The organism is Bacillus cereus group sp. N6 (assembly GCF_016483705.1).
In the GTDB taxonomy this organism is placed as follows: domain Bacteria; phylum Bacillota; class Bacilli; order Bacillales; family Bacillaceae_G; genus Bacillus_A; species Bacillus_A wiedmannii.
On sequence record NZ_JAEHBI010000045.1, the window covers coordinates 22,505 to 43,847 of the forward strand.

Genomic DNA, 21,343 nt, shown 5'->3' on the forward strand with positions numbered 1-21,343 from the left:
GCGGAAGCAAAGAAGTTAGGTGGGGGATCAACTGCCCGTAAAAGCCCGATTGGTGAGGGCTGATAGTCAGTGGGGGATGAACAAAACCCCCACTGATTAAAGTTTCACTTTATTTAGTCACGAATACCTAATGCGATTTTCGCCATACGTGACATGCGTTCTTTAGACCAGGGTGGATTCCAAACGACATTTACTTCTATTTCATTGACTTCAGATACGTTCGTTGATAATACTTTTTTAACGTCTGATACAATTTGCCCAGCCATTGGACAACCGATAGAAGTCATCGTCATCGTAATGACAGCATTATTATTTTCATCTGCTGTAACGTCATAAACTAATCCAAGATTAACAATATCAACACCTAGTTCAGGATCAATAACAGCTTCTAAGTTTGCATATAACTTTTCTTCAAATGCTTGTTGTGACATGTGTAGCACCCCCTACATATTAATGATATCGGTTCTCATTATAACGGATATATATATAATATGCAGGGAATGAGCTCAAAAAAATATTCCTCTTGAAAGAGGAATATTTTTTGAAAGCTATTCAGTTTTGAAATGAGATACGAGTTGATCTAATTCTTCAACTGTTTGTTTCATTTGTTTAGCAGTTTGTGTCATTTCATTCATCGTAATGACTTTTTTCTCAGCAGATTGTGCTGTTGTCGCTGTTTCACTAGATACTTCAGTCGAAATAGAAGCGATGTTATTCAGTGAAGCGTTCATTTCTTCAGCGCTTGCAGCCATTTCCTCAGCGGTTGCTGAGATGTCTTGCATTTGAGTAGATACTTTATTTACTTGTTCCACAATCGTTGTGAAAGAGTTGCCGGCTTCACGAATGACATGAATGCCTTCAAATGCTTCCGAACGGCCTTGGGACATCATAGAGCTCGCAGTTTCAGTGTCTTGTTGAATTTGATGTAGTAGTTGGTTAATATCTGTTGCCGCTGTTTTAGATTGTTCAGCAAGTTTTCGAACTTCGTCAGCTACGACAGCAAAACCTTTTCCTTGTTCGCCAGCACGAGCTGCTTCGATAGATGCATTTAAAGCAAGTAAGTTTGTTTGTTCTGCGATATTAGAAATAGATTGAACAGCTGTATCAATATATTTCGTGTGGGTGATTAGACGTTCGACCACTTCTGAAGTAGCATTTACCGCGTCGTGTATCGTTGTCATTTGGGAAACGGATTTTTGAATAACTGAACTTCCATCGTTAGCCTGTTCAGATGTAGTTACAGCAAGTTCAGTTACAGATGAAGCAGATTCAGCAATACGCTGAACGCTTACTGTCATATCGTCCATTGCAGTTGAGCTTTCTTCCATACTAGAGGCTTGCGATTGAATATTTGCATTTAAGCTAGACATCGAGCTTTGAACTCTTATTGTTGCCTCGCGTGATATATTCGTCTTTTCTAGCATATTTTCAGAAGCGTTTTGTACTTCTACGGATGTTTTTTGAACACGATTGATAATATGTTGTAGGTTTTCTAACATTTTATTAAATGATGTTGCAATCGTACCAATTTCATCATTACTATTTACTTGTAGGCGGGCTGTTAAGTCACCTTCTTGAGATGATAATTCTTTTAGCTTACTATCAATTTGTTGAATTGGTTTTACAAGTTTACCAGAGAACCACCATGCAAGAATGATAGCTACGATAATACAAATAACAAGTGATAAGAAGATAACATATTTAATTTGTAGTGAAGATTGATCAATTTTTTCGATAGATTGATCACGTAACTTAGCTTGTTCATTACTGTAATTTGTGAAATCACCAATTACTTTATAAACAGAGCCATTCTCTGTAGAAGCTACTTGTAAAGCTTCTTCCCACTTTTGTTCTTTTGCAAGGATGAAGACTTTTTCTTCAATAAATTTTCTCCAAGTGGACCCTAAATTCATTGTATCTTTCACGGATTGAGAAATATTTGGATTAGAAAGAAGTTTATCTTTTGAATCCTCCAGACGTTTACTCATCTCGTTAAACTTGTCTAATTCTACTTGATCGTGTTGTAGTAAATAACCTCTTAAAGCAGAAAGTTGTACTTGATAAGCGTCTCCACGCTCTTTCAATTCTGTTGCTAGAGGAGAAATTTCTTTTTGTAATGTTTCAGCTTTACGAGATTGGTCAATAGCAAAAAATAAAATAAAAGCTAAGGCGATGCCAAATAAAGCGCAAATCGTTCCCATCATGAACATTAGTTTTTTTCGAATGCTAATAAAATTCATATGATAAAAAGCCCCCTTTGTGAAATCTTAGTATTAGAATTAATTAATGTAAAAAATCGAAAGAAAGCTTTACTCCATCTGGAATAAAGCTTTCCTCTTTCCTCTAGGAATTATAGCAGACGTAATGAGAGATAGAAAGAGATATTTTAAGGTTAAAAAAAGAGAGACTGTAAATCTCTCTTTTTAACAACTTGGAGCTCATAGAAGTATAAAGGAAAGTTTCGCTTTAAACGTTTGTTTTGAAATGAGAAACGAGAACTTCAAGTTCTTGTACGGTCGTTTTCATTTCAGAAGCTTTTTTAGCAACGACACTCATTTTATTTACTTGGTCACCAGCCGAAGTTGCTGTTTGTGATGTTTCGGCGGCAACTTCATTTGAAATAGAGGCGATGTTATTTAAAGCTGCATTCATTTCTTCTGAACTTGCGGCCATTTCTTCAGCAGTTGCAGACATTTCTTGCATTTGTGTAGAGACTTTATTAATGTGGTTAACAATTTCCGAGAATGAAAATCCAGCGGTACGAATGACTGTAATCCCTTCCGAAGCCTCTGACTGACCTTGTGTCATCATTTCATTTGCTATTTTTGTGTCAGCTTGAATTTGATGAAGTAAATGGTTAATGTCAGTTGCTGCTAGCTGAGATTGTTCAGCAAGTTTTCGTACTTCATCGGCAACAACGGCGAATCCTTTTCCGTGTTCGCCAGCACGTGCTGCTTCAATTGAAGCATTTAAAGCGAGTAAATTCGTTTGTTCCGCGATATTAGAAATGGATTGAAGTGCAGTATCAATATGATTCGTATGTGTAATGAGTCGCTCTACTACTTGTGATGTAGCGTTAACAGCTTCGTTAATTGTATGCATTTGTGTAATAGATTTCTCAATGACTTTATTCCCACTATCTGCTTTTTCTGAAGTTGTAACAGCTAGGCTAGCAACAGAGGAGGCAGATTCTGCAATACGCTGAACACTCGTTGTCATATCGTCCATTGCAGTTGAACTTTCTTCGATGCTTGAAACTTGTGAACGAATATTATACTCAAGAGCATTCATAGTTTCTTCGGTTTTTGCTGTATTTTCCATAGAAGCAGTGGTTTCGATAAACACATTTTCAGACGCTTCTTTTACACTTGTGGATGTTTGTTGCACTTGTTTTATGATACGTTGTAAGTTAGCGAGCATTTGATTAAAGGAATTGGCGATATCACCAATTTCATCTTTACTCGTTACGTGTAATCTAGCAGTTAAATCGCCGTCTTGAGAAGCTAATTCTTTTAATTTCTCATCAATTTGTCGTATCGGTTTAACGAGTTTACCAGAGAACCACCATGCTAATAAAATAGATGTTAACGTACATGTAATGAGTGAGAAGAAAATAATATATTGAATAAGAGATGAAGAAGACTCTACGTCAGCAATTAATGCGTCACGTTTATCATTTTCTTCATTTGCATATTTAGTAAAACGACTTAAAAGATCGTTTACATAATCGGTTTGAGCTAAAGCGATTTTGGATGCTTCGTCCCATTTTCCTTCGCGAGCGAGAGGGAGGACTTCATTATCTATGACGCTTCGCCATTTTGCGCCCATTAAAATCGCTTCTTTCATTCCTTCTGGGAGTTTTTTATCACTTGTTACCTTCTCTCTAGTATCAGCAAGTTTTTTTCCTTCCCGGTTGAATTTATCCAATCCTTTTTGATCATGTGACAGTAAATATTCTTGTAAACCGGCAACTTGTGCTTGGAACCAATCACCACGTTCTTTTAAAATTGTTGCTCGTTTTGATACATCATTTTTTAACGTTTCAATTTCGCTTGCTTGGTTCATAGCGAATGAAAGAATAACAATAAGAGCAATACTAAATAAAGAAGAAATGCTTAAGAGTGTGAACAGTAGTTTTTTGCGAATACTAACATATTTCATCGTTACCCCTGCCTTTAAAAACTATTTATTATGATTTATAAATATAAAGAACGACATTAATAAAAACATCATTATGAAGTTATTAATCTGTTCAATGAAAATTATAGCAGATAATGGAAGATGGCAGATTAATATGAGTAAATGTTCTTAAAATGTATACATTTGTATATCAAAAAGTTCATAAATAAAAATGAGAAATGCTATTGTAATTTGAAATAACATCATGTATACTTCTAATTAGTTGATAACGATTATCAGTATCAACTGTAACATTACTCTTCGTTATGTTGGTCATACCCCTTTTTGACGACGTAAGTCAGAGACGAAATGTTGAAATATCTTGTGTCCTATTCTACAGAATTATGGTAATCTCCAACCTCAACTTATATGCGTGAGCATGCAAAAAGGATCCTATCCGTGAAGGGATCCTTTTTTGCATGCTGTCGCAATTAATGTATATAAACCAGGCACACGATCTTCAATTTCTTCCGGTGCAGTAGGAGGGAAGACCCACCTTTGATGAGACCCGTGTTCTTCAACTAGTTTTTCAATTTTAAAATGTTCTTCCGCAAGTGTTGTAATAATTTCTCCTAGCGTCCAGCGACGGATGGTTGTTTTAGGTAATGATTCTTTCTGCGCTTCTGTCAGAAGGATGCTATAAGCAACATCATCTTCAATCAATTCTTCATCGAAATAATTTCCATTGGCCCGAAATGATGGGTGGTCTACTCCTAATAATTTCGTGTAAACAGGATGATAGTCACGAAGGATAAGCGTTCCATCTCCTTTAAGAAAGGTAGCAATTTTTTGAAAGAGCGGTTTTAAATCTAGAAAGTAATGGAGTACACCAAGTTCCAGTAATACGATATCAAATGATTCGGAGAGCTGCACATTTAGTACATCAGAAACGACATACTGGATAGAGACACCTGCTGCTTCCGCAAGTTCATTTGCATATTTTGCATTACTTGCCGAAATATCAACAACTGTTACGTCTGCTCCTAAAAGAGCAAGAGCAACGGCTTTATTGCCTTTTGAACCGAGTAAATTAATAATATGTTTTCCTTTTGGAGATTGTATGTAAGGTAAATAGTGATCTACCTCGCGCACGGGATCTTCCATAAGCTTTTTTGCATAATCGGCTGGTGCCCCGTGGCGATTCGTCCAAGCTTCATAAGCGGCTGCATTCCAGCTTTTTTCATTACGTGTGCTTAGTTGTTTTTGATTCAATCGTATCACTCCTTTTGTGAAAGTATAGTTATTCGGCAGGGGGATAGGATTTCCTTTTCTTCCTGAATAAAAGTTTGATTTTTCAGTGATTAAGTCGTAAAAGCCCGATTGGTTCAACTAATAATCAGTGGGGGATGAACAAAACCCCCACTGATTAAAGTTTCACTTTATATAAAAAGCGTTGAAAAGGAAAAGTAGGATGAAACCATTCTTTCCAGAGAGCTTCGGTAGCTGAGAAGAAGCAAGAATATTCATTTGAACAATGGCCTTTGAGCTTCGTCTTGAACTTATCAAATGATAATAGTAGGCGGCGACGAGAGTTGGTACTCGTTATCAAAACCACAGTATAAGAGCATATAGCTCCGTACTTGTTAAGGTTAATTATGTGAGTAATTGGCGAAATAAGGTGGTACCGCGACTGTTTATACAGCCCCGCCCTTATCTTTTTTAAGATAAGGGCGGGCTTTTTTATATTTAAAAGGAGGAATGTAAGATGAGTATTTTTATTCTTTTCGGCAAGAAGACTCCATTTGATTTGTGTTACGGGTGAAACCCAATAATTCAGGTAGAGATGAATTGCCGTCAGAAGGTAGACCAAACACTTTTGTTTCGTTCATAACAATTTTTTGAGAGCGAATATTTGTTTCTTTTTGTCTTACGATATAATCTGCCCTTAGATAAGGAGGGAATATATCGTAAGACAACGAAATTGGATAATAATAATCATTCGGTTACTTGAGCCAAAAGGAATTACGATGAAGACCATGTTCATATTTTGTTCCGTTCCAAATATTGATTTGTCAAAAAAAATTTTAATGAACTCTCTAAGAAAGGTGGTGAAAACAATGGCTAAAAAGAAAGCAGTGAAGGTATTACGTAAACAAAAGAAAAGAGAAACAATACAACGATTCACCCAGAAACAGAATATCGGACGAGCTTGTCTCACAGCTAAAGAATTTCGTTTACTGCAGCGCATGTCACATAGCTCAAAAGCGTTGCGAAATGTTGGATTGTACACGATTAAACAAAGTTACTTGAATAATAACAAGATGGCTACTGTAAAAGAAGTGGACACTGCCATGCAAGCCGATATGAACTACTCGGGCGTTCAATCAAACTCTGTTCAAGCCATTCGTAGAGCCTTATTTACAGAAGTGAAGAGCTTTTTTAAAGCGTTGGAACAGTGGAAGAAAAAACCTGAAACATTCACAGGTCGTCCTAAGTTTCCGAATTATTCTCGTTCAACTGATAAACGAATTATTGAAATCTATCAAGTGCCAAAAGTAGATGATAATGGGTATTGGATGATTCCAATGAATGTTGCATTTAGAAAAAAATTCGGTTCCATTAAAATACGTATGCCAAAGAACTTAAGAAATAAAAAAATCTCCTACATTGAGATTGTACCGAAGCAAAAAGGTCGGTTCTTTGAGGTGCATTACACATATGAAATGCACGTTTCTCAAATGAAGAAACCACCCACGACTACTAGTAACGCTTTGAGTTGCGATTTAGGTGTAGACAGATTAGTAAGTTGCGTGACAAATACAGGTGATACATTTTTAATTGATGGGAAAAAATTAAAATCTATTAACCAGTACTTCAATAAAATGATACGTAATCTGCAACAGAAAAATATGGAGAATGGAATTTCCAAACGCATTGTAACGAATAAAATCGCTGCACTTTGGCATAAACGAGAACGACAAATAAATGGTTATATTTCACAAACGGTAGGCTTGTTGTTCAAAAAAGTGAAAGCATTCGATATAGATACTATTGTCGTAGGGTATAACACGGGTTGGAAACAAAAATCTGATATGGGAAAAAAGAATAATCAAAAGTTTGTTCAAATCCCATTTCATAAACTGATTGCAGCGATTGAGAATAAATGTGTAAAAGAAGGCATTCGCTTTTTAAAACAAGAAGAAAGCTATACTTCAAAAGCCAGTTTCCTAGACAAAGATAGGGTTCCAGTTTGGTCTAAGGATGATAGGACTCAGTATCGCTTTAGCGGCAAACGAACCACTCGTGGTCTGTACCAAAGTAAAGCAGGAACATGTATCCACGCTGATATTAATGGTGCGCTGAATACATTGCAAAAATCAAAAGTTGTAGAATTGGACGACAATCTCAAGGTGAAAACGCCGATTCTATTAGAAGTGCAAAAACGTAAGGCTGTTGCTTCGCGCATAGCTTAGTGGGTGCGTCAACCATCCATGTGTACTCGATTTGTCGGGGCTTGTAGCACACGCCAGGTTCATCTGAGTGGTGGCTTCTTCTGCAAGGAAGAACTGCTCTTTTTCGAAAGGGTGGTGCAAGTGGGAAAACAATCGCTCGTTGCCAGTACCAACCAAAAACATACTTGGGGTGTTACCATAAGGGGGCATGAATGCTAGAGCGTCAAACTGTCTAGCGATAGACGAAAAGACCTAGCGTTCTAACTCAAGCCCCCACTGAAATGTTTCATCTCAGTGGGGGTAGTTGACTGGAGGCGCTTGGCCGTATGCAAATCTCCTTGAACCGTTTTTACCATTTTCAAGTGAAAGAGTTAGAAACATATTATCGATTGTGAACCGAAATTGGGAGCCTCAAAACACGTTGCCGAATAGAATTGATAGTGTGCAGCCACTATTTGAACGAATCGATGTAAAACAAATTGAGCATGAAATAGAAAAGCTGTATGGAGCGGTAAAGTGAGATAGAGAAAAAGACCTTTCAAATACATGAAAGGTCTTTTGTTACGCACTATGCACGCTACTATGTTTCTTTGTTTTCCTAGCCGTAAGCAGCTGAGGAGTAAAAATTCCAAGTAGTATAAAGAGTATCCCAATCCACTGCATGAAGGTTACGACTTCATGTACAAGTGTAATAGAAGCGATAATGGCCGTTGGTAATTCAGCTGCTCCTAGTATTGTACTAAGTCCTGTTCCTACTTTCGGTACACCAATTGAAAAACAAATGACAGGTACGACAACGCCGAACAATCCGAGGAAGAAAGCGTATTTCCAAAGACCGGCTTGCAGGGTACCATCCGTTAAAAAGGTTGGCGGGAAGAATAGGCATACGATTAGAGTAGCACTTGTTGTCATAAGAAAGCTTTTCGTATAAGGTGGAACTTCTGTAGCAACACGCCCACTTGCAAAAACATAGAATGAAAAAGAGACAGCGGCTAATAGACCAAAGATAATACCTTTCGTGGAAAAGTTTTGTCCGAGACCTTCAAAGACACCGCCTGCAAACAATGTTCCAGTAAATAAAATAATAATAGATATAACTTTCTCACGGTTTGGTAATGTTCGATTAGCGATTGCTTCTATAACGACACCAATCCATGTGAACTGGAAGAGTAGGACAACAGCGATAGATGCTGGTAGTTCTTCTACAGAAATAGCGTAGAAGATACCAGTCATACTCATTGTTGTGCCAACTGTTAGTAAGGAAAAGAATTGCTTTTTTGTTACTTTATGACGTGAAACGAAAAGAACGAGCAGAAGAAGCCCGATCCATCCAAAGACATATTGTCCCCCTAATAGTTGATGTGCTGAAAATCCATCAATGAATCCGAGTTTGAAAATAGTTGAAAGTACGCCGTAGCTACAAGCTCCGAATAAAACAAGTAATGAATACTTAAATTTCTCCATGAAGATCCTCCTTTTAAATAATAAAAAACGCCCGCTATCCAAATAAGGATAACGGGCGAACGAAACAGAGTAAGATACTCTACAAAATTCCGCCATTCATACGAAGTATGAATTTGGGGTATGAAATTGTAGTAGGTTTTTTACATTGCTTTTGGGAATACAATAGAACATTTTACACCTTGAGGTGTGTTTTGTATCCCATAAGGAAACTGATGTTTATCTAATATTTGTTTTACAATATATAGCCCAAGGCCACTACCTTGTACTAATCCGTGTTTGCCAGGGTTTGCGCGATAGAATGGCTCAAATAAATGGGCGAGTTTATCCTCATCAATTTGTGAACCTGTATTTAATACTTCTAATGCATAACCGTTTGGCTTTTCATAAAGCTTTATATATACATGCTGATGGTCAATTGTGTAATGAATTGCATTTGAAATAATGTTAAAAATAGCAGTTTGAATAAATTTAGGGTCAGCTAAAATTTGTACATCTTGCTTAATGTTAGATTGAACATTTAATTGCTTTACAGATACAAAGTAATCTACTTTCTTCATAACATCCTCAATAATATTAGTTAATGAGATAACTTTTAAATCAGGTTTAAATTGAGGGTTTTGTATTTTGGATAATTCCGACATTTTTTCCGTTAATATGTTAATGTCTTGCATCATTTCATAGGAACGTTTTAAATATTTATCTCTATCTTTATAAGCTCCAATTCCGTGAATCATGCCATCGAGTTGTCCCATAACTGCCGCGATTGGTGTTTTTAATTCATGGGATACCATAGACATAAATTCTTTACGAGATTGTTCTAACTGTTGTTCCTTTTTGAGTTCATTTCTTAAATCTTGATTGCTTGCATGTAAATTCTTCACTATATTTGGGACCTGTGAAGCAGCTACTTGCAAATTAAAATCTGTTTGATCTGTATTTTTGTTAAGTAGCTTTTTATCTGAGAAATCAAGATTCATAATATCTTTTAAAGCATCACTCATAAATTGAAAAGGTTTGGCAATTAGTTTCGTATAAATTAAAGATCCGAGTAAAGATAATGCAAGCATTGTCGCACCAATATGTGGAGCCAATTGCTGCAGTGCATCTGCTAATTTTGGATAATCTCGTGTATCATTTGTATTATTTGCTGCATTTTGTTTATGTAAGGCATCATTAGTAGCGACTTGCTTTTCCGTTTCTGTAAGTGGAGTAGAAGTGCTGTTTTTCCCCGCAATATTTTGGGTATGTTCTTTTGCTTTTACAGTTTGGCTAGGCTGCAAAAGGTGATTTATGGCTGTAGAGAGTGCTTTATAATCTATAATAGAAGATTGGAAATTGGAAATCATACTCTCTGAAACAGCCTTACTTTGATTCGTTTTACTTTGGTCGTTTTGTTTGTCTGAATCCGCTTGTTCTGTAGACAGCGCTCCATTTTCTTTTGCAAAACGTTCTTTATCGTAGTTTGAAGCTAGAAAATAAATAATTTGATAAAGACAAAGTGATAAAAGAATACAAAATAATAAGGTTTTGATGAAAATATTTTTGGTGATGTTGTCTGTACTACGATTCGATTTTGTAGCCAATGCCTTTCACCGTTTTAATATAAGGAATCCCTAATTTTTTTCTTAAGTTTTTAATATGTGTATCTATAACTCTTACATCACCATAATGTTCATAGCCCCATACCTTATTCAGCAAATCACTTCTTGATAATACTTTTCCCCGATTTTGCAGTAAAGTATATAAAATTTCAAATTCTTTTGTTGTTAATTCAATTTGATTACCATGAACATAAGCGGCATAGGCTGTAGAATTTAACATCAATTCATGGAATTGTAGTATAGTTGCAGCTTCTGCTTCCTTCGTTGCTGCCCTTCTTAATACAGCCTCTACACGTTTAATAAATACGGTGTAATGGAACGGTTTCGTAATATAGTCATCAATACCTAACTCAAATCCTTTAATTTCACTTTCTTCATTATGTAAGCCTGTTAACATAATGATCGGTACATCAGATTGTCCTCGCATAATTTTACAAATACTATAGCCATCTATATCTGGTAACATCACATCAAGGAGGACAAGATCGTATGAATTTTTTTGGAAAAGAAGAATACCTTCTGTTCCAGCGCCAACGACATCAACAGTAAAGTTTTGTGCCATTAGAAATTCACGAATCAGTTCTTGTATATCTGGGTTGTCTTCAATCACCAGTATATGCGTCATAGTAACACCTCCTAAATAACGCTTTTTACTGCAATATTCGAATTCATCATTTTTTGGATAACTCAAATTGTTTATACATATAATAAGCCCCCGCTATAAAGTCATCATGAAAGTAGCAAGGGGAATGGTTTAGAGAAACTGAATATTTCAGAATTACATTAGTTCTATTATAGTATGTATTGTAAAATTTATAAAATATTATAACTGTATAATTTTAATATCCATGTTTATCAATGTTTTGATATTGCTTAACGAAACCTATTCTTATTATATATGTAAATACAGTTGTTTTGCTACTGTAAATGAATAAATAAAATAAGCCAAGATATAAAATTCTTGGCTACACATAAATCTTGTTTTTAGGTTATTTTACAGTGACGGTAGCTTGCTGCTGAATACGCTCAAATAACCAGTGTATATCATTGTTATACATACGAATACAACCAAGTGTTGTCCATTTGCCGATTGCTTGATTATTGTTAGTACCATGAATCGCATAAGTTGTTCCGTAAGTTCCTGCCATGTTTAGTCCGAGCCAACGGTCACCAAGTGGATTACGTGGATCGCCGCCTTTAATTTTTCCTGTATAGTAAGGACGGTTTTTAATTTTATTAACGATTTGAAAAGTACCTTTAGGCGTAGGTGTGGCTGCTTTTCCAGTAGCGACAGTAAAACTCTTTATAAATTGTCCGTTTTGATAATAATCCATTTTATTTAACTGCGTATTCACGATAAGCTGATCGTTTGTTGTAGCTGCCTCAGCATTTGTGAATGGAATAGTTAAAAATCCTAATGATAATAGTGCGCTTAATAATAGTTTTTTCATTATATTCTCCTTTTTACTATTGTAATAGTCTTACATACAATGAATTTGCAATCCTCGTAATACTTTATTTACATTTTCATCTAATGTTTCAAAGAACGTAGTAATCTTTGGATTTTGTTTGTTGTTTTTATCAATAAGTAATCTTTCATTTAGTAAAAGTTCACCATGTAGTCCAAAACTTTGAACTTGAATATTTAGCTCATCTTCAGTTTCAGAAATAATTGGTAAGAAGTAGTGGAAAGCTTTCGTTGGAATGATGTAACTTTTACCAATCATGCTTTCTTGATTTGAATTAATCCATTTTTTCGTAACAATCTTAATGTTCTTTTTTGAAACGATAAAAGACAGTGTTGTAGATTTTGTTAAACTTACGTCAAATTCACTTGTTTCACATATGTGTAAATTAAAAACGGTTTCATTTTGATGAGATTCAACATTTGTATTAATAAAATCATGCATTTTATAAGCTTCCATTTCTTATTCACCCTTTTTTCAATTTCGAAAAACTACTTATATTTATTCAATTTAATGCTTAGTCATATATTAGTTAAATTTTTCAACAAATTCCGATATAATCTTACAATACGTATATGAAGCTAATATGAAGTTAGTATGAGTTTGTGGTGGTTTTTTATTGAGAACAAAATAAGGTGACTTTAAGTGTTAAAAACTGGATAAAAAATGCATATTAATGCCCTTGTGTCGTCTGATATATAGTTGTTAGCTTATTTTAAAACGATAATGGATAGCAGCAAATAATGAACAGAAAACTTTAGTGTGAGCCTTACAAAAATGTAATAAAAATGTAAGCTATTGTGATAGTTATTTCGACAATTTTTTTATACAATAATAGTAAGAAGTTGTACGTGATTGAAAGGAGAGATGACATGGAATGGGTTCATGAATTATTTCAGCAGTACGGGTACTATGTTGTACTTGTTGGTTTGCTGTTAGAATATATTGCACTTCCGTTTCCGGGAGAGCCAACGTTAGCATATGCGGGGTTTTTAGCACAGAAGGGCGATTTAAGTTTACCGATTTTAATTATCCTATCCTTTATTGGGACAAGTGTAGGAATGACAATTCAATACTTTTTAGGAAATAAATTAGGTATGCCCTTTATTCAAAAGTATGGGAAATACGTATTTTTAACACAAAGAAAAATCGACTTAACAAGAATGTGGTTTGATAAGTATGGATACTTCCTTATTTTTATCGGCTTCTTTATTCCTGGTGTACGTCATTTTACAGGATATTTTGCAGGAATTATTAACTTACCATTCCGTCGTTTTGCGATTACAATTTACTCAGGTGCTCTATTTTGGGTATCATTCTTCTTAATCGGTGGTTACTGGTTAGGTGGCAACTTACATGATATTTTTGGAGTGCTAGAAGATCATATCGGTAAAATCATTGTTGGAGTTATCGTTATCGTAGCAACTACGTTAGGAGTACGTTTCCGCAAACAGCTAAAACGAGTATTGTTACAAAACGCAAGTTAATATGGAATCCATTCTATGTCAGAATTTAGGAAGGCAGTGCAGACGCACTGCCTTTTTATTTTATATTCCAATCTATTCTCAACTTTCCTTTTAACTTATTGCCATTAACTATAATGTAATACGTTCCCGTCTTAATTGCTGCAAATTGGTATGTATTAGGACCGTTTGAAGCTAAATAATTTTCTTCCTCTTGAAACTCACTAGCCATTTTTACGGCTCCCATGTAGCCATCCGGATTTTCAGCTCGTGATTCAATGGTAAATTCTAATATGTCACCTCGTTTTAGTTCAATGGGGACTTTATGTTCACCACTAAAATGTTGAAAAGATGCTTCGAAAGAGTTTTCTGTTTTTGTTTCGACCCATTGTTCTTTTGATGTTCCAACCTTTTCTAGATCGATAAAGTTGATTGTGATAAATATAATAAGCATAATGCCTGGCACGACATATTGTATCCACTTAAGTTTTGTTGCTATAACTGCACATAAGTAGAAAAAAAGAGAACACACTGCTCCAATTGATCCGAGAAACAAGAACTGTATTAGACTAGCTTCTTTAAATATTAGGAATGGAAGAGAAAATAAATAGCCGCAAAAAATATAAAGGCATAATGTCTTCAGTCTTGTATATGTTTTTAATTTCAATTTATCGATGCAAATAGAACAAAAAATTGCATACGCCGCAAGAATAGGAGCGAAGGGAACATAAAGTAGTTCTCGTAATCCAGCTAAGAAACTATATAATGTTTGTTGACTAGTTGTTAAGAGAAGCGTGCTAATAAGTAATAATAATAATAAAGCTGCTGTAAGCTTAGTAAGAACGTAAGAAAAGGTAGATGTTTTCTTCATATGGAACCTCCTTTGTTTAATATTTCACATTCATTATATAAGTTATTTTCATCATAATACATCTTTATTTTTGTCAATTATTATAGTCGTAATGACAATTATAATTGACGAAAATAAGGATATTATTTACAATTTTAATTAAATAAATGAAAAAGAGGGAAGACATGAAGCTTCAAAATCGAGTGAGGGAATTGCGAGCAAAGCATCGTTTATCACAAGGGGATTTAGGGAAAGCGATTGGATCATCACGGCAAACGATTAGTTTAATTGAGCGCGGGGATTATGCACCATCTATTGTATTGTCGCTAAAAATCGCACAAATTTTCAACGTACCGGTGGAGGAAATATTTGCGTTAGTGGAGGGGGAAGATGGAGATGAAGAGTAAAGTAAAGGGGAAAATTTTGGCTATACTGAAGTTGTTAGTAGGAGCGGTATGCGGTGGATTTATAGGGTATGTAGTAGGAGATATTGCAACAGAGGGAACTAGTAAAATATCTTCTGTTATTAGCATTGGCATGATGAGTTTATTTGGCGTAATAGCTATATATTATATTTGGAAGCGTACAAGAGCGCTCGCACAAACGAAAGATGAAGAAGAAAATGTTAAGGGACGAAGATTAGGAATAGCACTTATTTATTTTCGAGTAATGGAAATTGTTATTCCATCATGGTTTGTTTGCTCAGTTATCGCTTTTTATAGAACGTATACAAGTGAGGGAAACTTGCTCTTTGTTAGTGTAAGTATTGTGGTATCTACAGTGTGCTTTATTGCTATAACTTGGTTAGGATCTGTAATGAGGAAAAGGTATAACGCTCTATATCCAGAACAGAGTGTTACGTATTCTCAGTCAATGGAAATGTGGGCAAAGAATGCAGATGAGGGGCAAAAACAAATTGTTCATGAAGCGGGATATAAGGCATACCAATATACAAATATGACACTTGCCTGTGCGTGGTTAGCGGCGATTGTGTATGCACTTTTAGATGGGAAAGATTATTTTATGGTCATTATGATTTCGTTCGTTTGGGTATTACATGTTGGAACATATATGTACGAAATGCATAGAAAAATGATTTATTAAGGGGAGAAAAAGGTGGATATTTTAAGAAGGCCAGCTGGTTCACTGACAGTGGCGCTCATTCTGTCCATTTTATACGGAGTGATCCGAACTGGGAAATTAGAAACAATGTTGAATATATGGGCATTATTGGGGATTTTTCTGGCAGTGGTAATCATTCATGAGTTAGGACATGTCGTATTCGGCGTAATAGGTGGTTTGACATTTAAATTTATGACAGTAGGGCCTATTACTGTTCAAAAAGAGAGGGGAAAAGTACGCATTCGAGAAAATAAATTATGGGCGTACTTCGGAGGCGTGGCAATGTTAATACCGCCTTCTATAGTAACACCTAACCTTTCAAAAAAATGGGCATGGATGACTTTAGGTGGACCAATTACAAGTTTACTATTTGGTATTACTTTTGGTTACATATACATGGTGAGTTATTATCAATATCTTTTATATTTTTCTGTTTTCCATTTTATAATTTTTGCGGTTACAATCGCGCCGATAAAAGGAACGCTTATGAGCGATGGTATGCAATTTCTTATTTTAATTAAAGATGATGAAAAGGCGAAGCAGCATGTATATAACATTCAAGTATCGAGTGAGTTATTTAGTTATAAGAGGCCGAAAGATTGGGATAAGAGATTAGTAGAACTTAGCGAAGATAAAATAAAAGAAAATAAAAATATAAGAGAGATCATGAGCGGACTTATGCTCGTCTTCCTTGCCCGATCGGATCAAAAGGGAATGGAAAGAGCAATACTATATGTAGAACAAGTCGCCCAACTTTCTGTCACGAAAGAAAATAAATATTTTGTTAGTAGTTTTCATAGTTGGTATCTTTTATATAAAGCTCTTTATCAGATGGATAGTCTTTCTCTGCAAGAAGCGAAGGAACATGGGAAGGCCATTACAAAAGTGGACTTACATGGGTATTATCGCACACAAGGAATTGTTAAATATTTAGAGGGCGATATGGAAGCGTCCCACACTTATATGAGGAAAGCAGACAAAGAATTAAAGAGTGCCGAGAAGAGTGAAATAGGATATTTACAATTAGAGAGAGAATGGTTTGAGCAGCTGAAAGAGAGGGTATCTTACGATGGGTGAGGTATCCTCTTTTTTCTATGTCGTCTTATGCCGTTCCATAAAAAGTCTGGGGCGAGTAAAATAAGATAAGCAGAGCAAAGCTTGGAGGAATTCTAGATGGAAATTTTAACGATTATTTTAATAGTCTTGCTTATTTATGCTGTTTTTAAAGTAGCATATGTAGCATTAAAGATACTCGCGATCCTATTAGTTATCTTTTTAATCGTAGAGTTCGGCAGTAAATTGCTTGGGGGATAGGGTATGTTGTGCGTTTTGAGTGTCGAAGGGTGTCGGTAAGTCGATAACCTGTGTCGAAACGTCGATATAATGAAAAAATCGTTGATATAAGTGGAGAAACGATCGATATATTTGAAAAATCGTTGATATATTTTAGTGAATACTGAATGGGGTATGTGGAAAAGAAGTTGCCGTGGGGGTAGCTTCTTTTTATTTTAGTGATGGGGTATGAACAGGAAAGAGTAACAAAACAAAAAAGCTGGAAGAGTATCTTCCAGCTTACGAGTTACTTTCAATTTGGCGACCGTTCTCTTCTTCATTGTCTTGTAAAAGGTTGAATACGTCTGCTAGGCAGAATGCAATGAACCAAGTCCATAGACCGTGGAAGAAAGCTGAGCTTAATTGAAGTGGTAATGTATAGTTAGTCATTGAGTAGGAAATACATCCGCCAACGATTCCGATCATTGTTAATAACATTGTTTTTTGTGCATTTTCTTCTGGATTGAAGAGGAAGTAAATGTATCCACCTAAAATTGAAGCGCTTACAATCGTTTCGATTCCATTAAAAATGATATTCTCTCCAAGCTGAGTGTTTGTCCAGAAGCAGATTGTTCCGCCGATAATAGCAAACAGGACAGCTATTGTATATCTTATATATTGATTCATATGTTCATCTCCTTATGTAATAAGATGATTTGGAAGTCAAAAAGGTAGGTATAGTATATTGAAGTGAATTTTAGTTGTACGTATCTTTTTATAAAAAGATCATGGAAGAATAACTAAGATGATCGGTTTTTTAAACCGTTACGTGTATGGTGTTTGAAATATACCTGACTGCTCGTTTCTTTTTGCTTGTAAAAATAAGAGAAACTTCCAAGTCTATATACTCTTTTTTTGTGAGTCTGCTTTCATTATAACACATTTAGGGCCACAATAATAGAATTATCTGATTTTGTAATAAGTGTAAAAAATAAAAATCGCAAGGAAATACCACTAACAATGCGGTTTAGTGGAAGAAGGATTTTAATTTATTATGATGAAATATGTAATCAAGGTGAGATCTAAGAAGGAGGCTTACATACTATAAAAAATGTTTTGTAGCATGAATGTAAGGGAGGAGAGCTAACTTGGAGATCACAACAGAAAGATTAATAATTAGACCTTTTAAGAGTACTGATTTACAGGATGTATTTGCTATTTATAATAATGATGATACATGTAAGTTCCTATTACATAATAAGTGGACTCATGAAGACATGCAGAAAAGATTTAATAAGAAGCTAGCAAACAATGTACTTACTGAAGAATCAATATTAAGTTTGGCAGTTATATACAAGACTAAAGTAGTTGGTGATTTATCCGTATGGTACACAAATATGAAAGACACTGTTGAGATTGGTTATAGTTTTTTAAATGAAGTAGCTGGGAGAGGTTTGGCAACAGAAGCAGTAAGTAGTTTGGTATTTAAATTATTTAATGAATTTTATGTACATCGTATACAAGCTAATCTTGATGCACGTAATACAGCTTCACAAAAATTGTGTGAACGAATAGGCATGAGAAAGGAAGCCCATTTCATACAAGATTTTTGGAGTAAAAATGAATGGACAGATAGTATTGTATACGGAATGCTATCCTCCGATTTGTAGTAATAAACTTCGTGATTTTATTATGCTAAAGGGTGCGTTAGTTGAATAACAAAGGGCATAACATATTATATATGACTAATATGTTATGCCCTTTCATGTATTAACCTTTTTTATATGCGTTTGAAACGGCCGACAATTTCAACTGTTTCAGTAATGTTCATGAATGCTTTGTTATCCACTTGACGGATAATACGTTTCATTTCGCCTAACTCATAGCGAGTCACGACAGTGTAAATCATTTTTTTCTTATGGTTTGTATAGCCGCCGACAGCATCTACCATTGTCACCCCGCGTATGCCGTGATGCAATAGTGCGCTTTTTATTTCCTCGCCTTTTTCTGTAACTGTCATTATCGTTAATTTAATATGTTTCGTATGCACAGCATCGATAACTTTGCTGACTACAAACCGGCTAATTAACGTATAAAGCGTAATATCCCATCCGAAAATAAATCCTGCTGCAACAAGTAAGATTAAGTTGAATCCAAAGATGATTGCTCCAATTGAAATATCTCGATGTTTCGCTACAATCAATCCAACAACATCAAAGCCACCTGTTGAAGAAGCAAATCGGAATATGATTCCGGAAGCTGCTCCGCAGATTACACCACCAAATACAGAAGACAGTAAAATATCGTCTGAAACTTGGTGTACAGGGATAATGTTCATCGCTAACGATGATATAGCTACAAAGTACGCTGTTAAAAAGGTTGTCTTCTTGCCTAAGTAAAAGTGACTTAAAATAAGAAGAGGAATGTTTAGTAAAAAGATAAGTGCACCGATATTGTAGTGCATTAAATAACCGATAATCATCCCTACACCAGCGAAGCCACCGCTAATCATGTTATGCGGGATAAAGAACATATTCATAGAAATTGCATACAAAATAGAGGCTACGAAAATAACAACCAACTGTATGATAAATTCTAAGTGAAATGTTTTAGCTGCTGGGAAGGATAAAAAGGCGGTGTCGGGAACGTAATCGGCGTCTCCTAGTTGACCCATAGTATGTTTCATCTCCATATTCATTTTTGATTACAAGAAGAGAATAAAGGTTTTTTCAAAAACTGGCAATAGTTTTATTATAATGCGAAAATTTTATAAATTTCTAACAAATTAAACCTATACAAGGATACGTGTGAATATACTAAAGAAAGCGAATATATTAGTTTTTTAGCATAGTTTTCTTGAGAAAATATGCAAAATACTTTTTTGACGATAAAAGGAAATAGAGAATGTTTGTTGAATGTGCTAAAATGACCTTATTAAGGATGTGAAGCGATGGAATTTTTATTGCAGGATGCAATTCTATATATATCGTTTGTAACGACAGCACTTTGTTTATTAGAAGTTTTCTTCCTTGCTAATGTTTCTCGCTTTGTGCGTCAGCAAGCATCAAGTGGTAGACAAAGAGCCTTTAAACTAGTTAATACGTGTGAAGAGGGTACTGGTAATGTAACGCTTTTCTCTATTTTTTATAAATATGGAATGATTCGTTCTGTGCGCAGACAAGAATCCAGTGAAGAGAATGACGAGGTCGGTCCGTATACACCAATGTTTCGCTAAATAATTACGAAACATTGGAGGAATGAACATGTTAAAATCATACCGAGCTGTGCTCGTTAGTTTATCATTATTACTTGTTTTTGTTTTATCTGGTTGCAGTAATGCAGCCCCAATTGATGCACATAGTACGGGAATTTGGGATCATTATTTCGTATATCCAATCTCGTTTATGATTCAATTTGTTGCTCATCATATACCAGGAGCTAGCTTCGGGATTGCTATCATTATTATGACGCTCGTTATTCGTTCAGCCATGATTCCATTAGCTGTTTCACAATATCGTAGTCAAGCGAAAATGAAGAAAATGCAACCTGAACTGCAGAAGCTGAAACAAAAATACGGTGATGTGGGTAAAGATCTTGAAAAACAAAAGCAGTATCAAAAGGAAATGTCGGAACTAATGAAATCAGGCGGTTGGAATCCACTAGCTGGTTGCTGGCCACTATTAATACAAATGCCGATTTTCTCTGCTTTGTATTATGCGATTAGCCGAACAGAAGAGATTCGCACATCTTCGTTTTTATGGGTAAACTTAGGACATGCAGATCCTTATCATATATTACCGATTATCGCAGCGTTAACGACATTTATTCAGATGAAAGTTTTCCAATCTAATATTACACCTGGAGAACAAGTACAGATGCTGAAAGTGCAGCAAATTATGATGCCAGCAATGATTTTATTTATGGGATTTGCGGCGCCATCAGGACTTGTGTTGTACTGGATAACGGGTAATTTATTTACAATGACACAAACAATTGTATTAAGAAGAATAATGGAACGTGAAGAATTACAATTACAAAAAGCTTAGAACAACGCCGCTCGGGATGAGCGGCGTTTTTTTGTTAAGTCGTTAAGGAAATGTTAAGAAACCGACATTACTATAGGAATTGTATACGAAAGTGTACATGCTTTAGAAATATGAAGGAGGAAATTTCCTATGAAGAAGAAAACAGTTGGGTATTTAGCGATTGCAGGTGCTTTATCATTCGGAATCATTGGAGGAGTCGGTATTCCGGCATTCGCGGCAACGGATACTCAAGCAGCTGAGCAGTCTACAAAAACGGCGAAAAAAGATTTAGATGACGCTACAAAACAAAAAGTAAAAACGATTATGGACGATACAAAGAAACAGTTGAAGGAGTTAGGTGTAAAGCTTCCAGAGAAAGAAAAACGTAAAGATATGTTTGCGGGATTAGATGATCAAACAAAAGAAAAAGCGAAATCAATTTTAGAGCAAGAGAAATCCGGTAAATTAACACGTGAACAAGCAAAAGAAGAATTAACAAAGCTAGGCGT

At 35.4% G+C, this 21,343-nt stretch carries 21 protein-coding genes, 2 pseudogenes and 1 other annotated feature; of the genes and pseudogenes, 11 read left to right on the forward strand and 12 right to left on the reverse strand.

Translation table 11 applies throughout. The features are described from left to right. Window positions 1-113 precede the first annotated feature (113 nt). The 4 genes from JDS99_RS24120 to JDS99_RS24135 all read right to left on the reverse strand — a co-directional run bounded on the left by JDS99_RS24120 (window position 114) and on the right by JDS99_RS24135 (window position 5,391). The gene (locus tag JDS99_RS24120; RefSeq protein WP_199695828.1) at window positions 114-431 is read right to left on the reverse strand and encodes a metal-sulfur cluster assembly factor; all 318 of its coding nucleotides are present in this window, start codon (window positions 429-431) and stop codon (window positions 114-116) included. A gap of 117 nt (window positions 432-548) precedes the next feature. Then, entirely contained in the window at window positions 549-2,240 is a 1,692-nt protein-coding gene (locus JDS99_RS24125) for a methyl-accepting chemotaxis protein (RefSeq protein WP_088064758.1), read from the reverse strand. 226 nt (window positions 2,241-2,466) lie between these two features. Next, a complete protein-coding gene (locus JDS99_RS24130) occupies window positions 2,467-4,161 on the reverse strand; it encodes a methyl-accepting chemotaxis protein (RefSeq protein ID WP_088064757.1) in 1,695 nt (564 codons plus the stop codon). 411 nt (window positions 4,162-4,572) lie between these two features. Further along, on the reverse strand, window positions 4,573-5,391 hold the full coding sequence (locus JDS99_RS24135) for a class I SAM-dependent methyltransferase (protein ID WP_088064756.1): 819 nt from the start codon (window positions 5,389-5,391) through the stop codon (window positions 4,573-4,575). A gap of 172 nt (window positions 5,392-5,563) precedes the next feature. Continuing rightward, window positions 5,564-5,834: a binding site (T-box leader), on the forward strand. A gap of 402 nt (window positions 5,835-6,236) precedes the next feature. On the opposite strand from JDS99_RS24135, the gene JDS99_RS24140 reads away from it, so the two are divergent. Beyond that, window positions 6,237-7,592: an RNA-guided endonuclease TnpB family protein gene (locus JDS99_RS24140; protein WP_098133961.1), complete on the forward strand. Its 1,356-nt coding sequence runs from the start codon at window positions 6,237-6,239 to the stop codon at window positions 7,590-7,592. A 304-nt stretch (window positions 7,593-7,896) separates the two neighbouring features. Beyond that, window positions 7,897-8,091, forward strand: a pseudogene (locus tag JDS99_RS24145) (methionine--tRNA ligase); the annotation flags it as partial. A gap of 41 nt (window positions 8,092-8,132) precedes the next feature. Here the strand turns inward: JDS99_RS24145 and JDS99_RS24150 are convergent. The 5 genes from JDS99_RS24150 to JDS99_RS24170 all read right to left on the reverse strand — a co-directional run bounded on the left by JDS99_RS24150 (window position 8,133) and on the right by JDS99_RS24170 (window position 12,561). Beyond that, a complete protein-coding gene (locus JDS99_RS24150; protein ID WP_048542382.1) occupies window positions 8,133-9,035 on the reverse strand; it encodes an EamA family transporter in 903 nt (300 codons plus the stop codon). Between the two features lie 140 nt (window positions 9,036-9,175). Next, window positions 9,176-10,618 (reverse strand): sensor histidine kinase, encoded by a 1,443-nt coding sequence (locus tag JDS99_RS24155; protein WP_097907647.1) that lies wholly within the window; start codon window positions 10,616-10,618, stop codon window positions 9,176-9,178. Further along, on the reverse strand, window positions 10,596-11,261 hold the full coding sequence (locus JDS99_RS24160; protein ID WP_000148835.1) for a response regulator transcription factor: 666 nt from the start codon (window positions 11,259-11,261) through the stop codon (window positions 10,596-10,598). The genes JDS99_RS24155 and JDS99_RS24160 overlap by 23 nt, the downstream gene beginning before the upstream one ends. A gap of 364 nt (window positions 11,262-11,625) precedes the next feature. Further along, window positions 11,626-12,087 carry a L,D-transpeptidase gene (locus JDS99_RS24165; protein ID WP_000735054.1) on the reverse strand — a complete coding sequence of 154 codons (462 nt, stop codon included), beginning with the start codon at window positions 12,085-12,087 and terminating at the stop codon, window positions 11,626-11,628. Between the two features lie 30 nt (window positions 12,088-12,117). Then, on the reverse strand, window positions 12,118-12,561 hold the full coding sequence (locus tag JDS99_RS24170; protein ID WP_000388758.1) for a DUF3978 family protein: 444 nt from the start codon (window positions 12,559-12,561) through the stop codon (window positions 12,118-12,120). A gap of 413 nt (window positions 12,562-12,974) precedes the next feature. Between JDS99_RS24170 and JDS99_RS24175 the strand changes: the two genes are divergently transcribed. Further along, on the forward strand, window positions 12,975-13,589 hold the full coding sequence (locus JDS99_RS24175) for a DedA family protein (RefSeq protein ID WP_088064752.1): 615 nt from the start codon (window positions 12,975-12,977) through the stop codon (window positions 13,587-13,589). 55 nt (window positions 13,590-13,644) lie between these two features. Here JDS99_RS24175 and JDS99_RS24180 read toward each other — a convergent pair whose 3' ends face one another. Next, window positions 13,645-14,436: a hypothetical protein gene (locus tag JDS99_RS24180; protein WP_087981955.1), complete on the reverse strand. Its 792-nt coding sequence runs from the start codon at window positions 14,434-14,436 to the stop codon at window positions 13,645-13,647. Window positions 14,437-14,600: 164 nt separating this feature from the next. On the opposite strand from JDS99_RS24180, the gene JDS99_RS24185 reads away from it, so the two are divergent. The 4 genes from JDS99_RS24185 (at window position 14,601) to JDS99_RS24200 (ending at window position 16,851) form a co-directional block, all read left to right on the forward strand. Further along, window positions 14,601-14,822, forward strand: coding sequence for a helix-turn-helix transcriptional regulator (locus JDS99_RS24185; protein WP_087981953.1), 222 nt, complete (start codon window positions 14,601-14,603; stop codon window positions 14,820-14,822). After that, window positions 14,806-15,519, forward strand: a complete 714-nt coding sequence (locus tag JDS99_RS24190) for a DUF3169 family protein (protein ID WP_199695829.1) — start codon at window positions 14,806-14,808, stop codon at window positions 15,517-15,519. Before JDS99_RS24185 ends, JDS99_RS24190 begins: the two co-directional genes overlap by 17 nt. A 12-nt stretch (window positions 15,520-15,531) precedes the next feature. Further along, window positions 15,532-16,614, forward strand: coding sequence for a site-2 protease family protein (locus JDS99_RS24195; protein WP_199695830.1), 1,083 nt, complete (start codon window positions 15,532-15,534; stop codon window positions 16,612-16,614). 96 nt (window positions 16,615-16,710) lie between these two features. Continuing rightward, window positions 16,711-16,851 carry a DUF3985 family protein gene (locus JDS99_RS24200; protein ID WP_000404783.1) on the forward strand — a complete coding sequence of 47 codons (141 nt, stop codon included), beginning with the start codon at window positions 16,711-16,713 and terminating at the stop codon, window positions 16,849-16,851. Window positions 16,852-17,109: 258 nt separating this feature from the next. Here the strand turns inward: JDS99_RS24200 and JDS99_RS24205 are convergent, their stop codons facing one another. Then, window positions 17,110-17,496 carry a DUF3938 domain-containing protein gene (locus tag JDS99_RS24205; protein ID WP_199695831.1) on the reverse strand — a complete coding sequence of 129 codons (387 nt, stop codon included), beginning with the start codon at window positions 17,494-17,496 and terminating at the stop codon, window positions 17,110-17,112. Between the two features lie 461 nt (window positions 17,497-17,957). Between JDS99_RS24205 and JDS99_RS24210 the strand changes: the two genes are divergently transcribed. After that, window positions 17,958-18,479, forward strand: coding sequence for a GNAT family N-acetyltransferase (locus JDS99_RS24210; RefSeq protein ID WP_199695832.1), 522 nt, complete (start codon window positions 17,958-17,960; stop codon window positions 18,477-18,479). Window positions 18,480-18,589: 110 nt separating this feature from the next. On the opposite strand, the gene JDS99_RS24215 is transcribed toward JDS99_RS24210, so the two are convergent. Beyond that, window positions 18,590-19,483 carry a YitT family protein gene (locus JDS99_RS24215; RefSeq protein ID WP_000530033.1) on the reverse strand — a complete coding sequence of 298 codons (894 nt, stop codon included), beginning with the start codon at window positions 19,481-19,483 and terminating at the stop codon, window positions 18,590-18,592. 276 nt (window positions 19,484-19,759) lie between these two features. Between JDS99_RS24215 and JDS99_RS24220 the strand changes: the two genes are divergently transcribed. The 3 genes and pseudogenes from JDS99_RS24220 to JDS99_RS24230 all read left to right on the forward strand — a co-directional run. After that, the gene (locus tag JDS99_RS24220; protein ID WP_000394932.1) at window positions 19,760-20,044 is read left to right on the forward strand and encodes a hypothetical protein; all 285 of its coding nucleotides are present in this window, start codon (window positions 19,760-19,762) and stop codon (window positions 20,042-20,044) included. Between the two features lie 28 nt (window positions 20,045-20,072). Further along, a complete protein-coding gene (gene yidC, locus JDS99_RS24225) occupies window positions 20,073-20,855 on the forward strand; it encodes a membrane protein insertase YidC (protein WP_000920534.1) in 783 nt (260 codons plus the stop codon). 129 nt (window positions 20,856-20,984) lie between these two features. Further along, a pseudogene (locus tag JDS99_RS24230) lies at window positions 20,985-21,343 on the forward strand (hypothetical protein); the annotation flags it as partial.

Excerpts from the sequence above, each read along its gene's own strand:
- JDS99_RS24120 (WP_199695828.1), bottom strand. The coding sequence starts at position 431 with ATGTCACAACAAGCATTTGAAGAAAAGTTATATGCAAACTTAGAAGCT.
- JDS99_RS24125 (WP_088064758.1), bottom strand. The coding sequence starts at position 2,240 with ATGAATTTTATTAGCATTCGAAAAAAACTAATGTTCATGATGGGAACG.
- JDS99_RS24130 (WP_088064757.1), bottom strand. The coding sequence starts at position 4,161 with ATGAAATATGTTAGTATTCGCAAAAAACTACTGTTCACACTCTTAAGC.
- JDS99_RS24140 (WP_098133961.1), top strand. The coding sequence starts at position 6,237 with ATGGCTAAAAAGAAAGCAGTGAAGGTATTACGTAAACAAAAGAAAAGA.
- JDS99_RS24150 (WP_048542382.1), bottom strand. The coding sequence starts at position 9,035 with ATGGAGAAATTTAAGTATTCATTACTTGTTTTATTCGGAGCTTGTAGC.
- JDS99_RS24160 (WP_000148835.1), bottom strand. The coding sequence starts at position 11,261 with ATGACGCATATACTGGTGATTGAAGACAACCCAGATATACAAGAACTG.
- JDS99_RS24165 (WP_000735054.1), bottom strand. The coding sequence starts at position 12,087 with ATGAAAAAACTATTATTAAGCGCACTATTATCATTAGGATTTTTAACT.
- JDS99_RS24170 (WP_000388758.1), bottom strand. The coding sequence starts at position 12,561 with ATGGAAGCTTATAAAATGCATGATTTTATTAATACAAATGTTGAATCT.
- JDS99_RS24175 (WP_088064752.1), top strand. The coding sequence starts at position 12,975 with ATGGAATGGGTTCATGAATTATTTCAGCAGTACGGGTACTATGTTGTA.
- JDS99_RS24180 (WP_087981955.1), bottom strand. The coding sequence starts at position 14,436 with ATGAAGAAAACATCTACCTTTTCTTACGTTCTTACTAAGCTTACAGCA.
- JDS99_RS24185 (WP_087981953.1), top strand. The coding sequence starts at position 14,601 with ATGAAGCTTCAAAATCGAGTGAGGGAATTGCGAGCAAAGCATCGTTTA.
- JDS99_RS24190 (WP_199695829.1), top strand. The coding sequence starts at position 14,806 with ATGGAGATGAAGAGTAAAGTAAAGGGGAAAATTTTGGCTATACTGAAG.
- JDS99_RS24200 (WP_000404783.1), top strand. The coding sequence starts at position 16,711 with ATGGAAATTTTAACGATTATTTTAATAGTCTTGCTTATTTATGCTGTT.
- JDS99_RS24205 (WP_199695831.1), bottom strand. The coding sequence starts at position 17,496 with ATGAATCAATATATAAGATATACAATAGCTGTCCTGTTTGCTATTATC.
- JDS99_RS24215 (WP_000530033.1), bottom strand. The coding sequence starts at position 19,483 with ATGGGTCAACTAGGAGACGCCGATTACGTTCCCGACACCGCCTTTTTA.
- JDS99_RS24220 (WP_000394932.1), top strand. The coding sequence starts at position 19,760 with ATGGAATTTTTATTGCAGGATGCAATTCTATATATATCGTTTGTAACG.
- yidC (WP_000920534.1), top strand. The coding sequence starts at position 20,073 with ATGTTAAAATCATACCGAGCTGTGCTCGTTAGTTTATCATTATTACTT.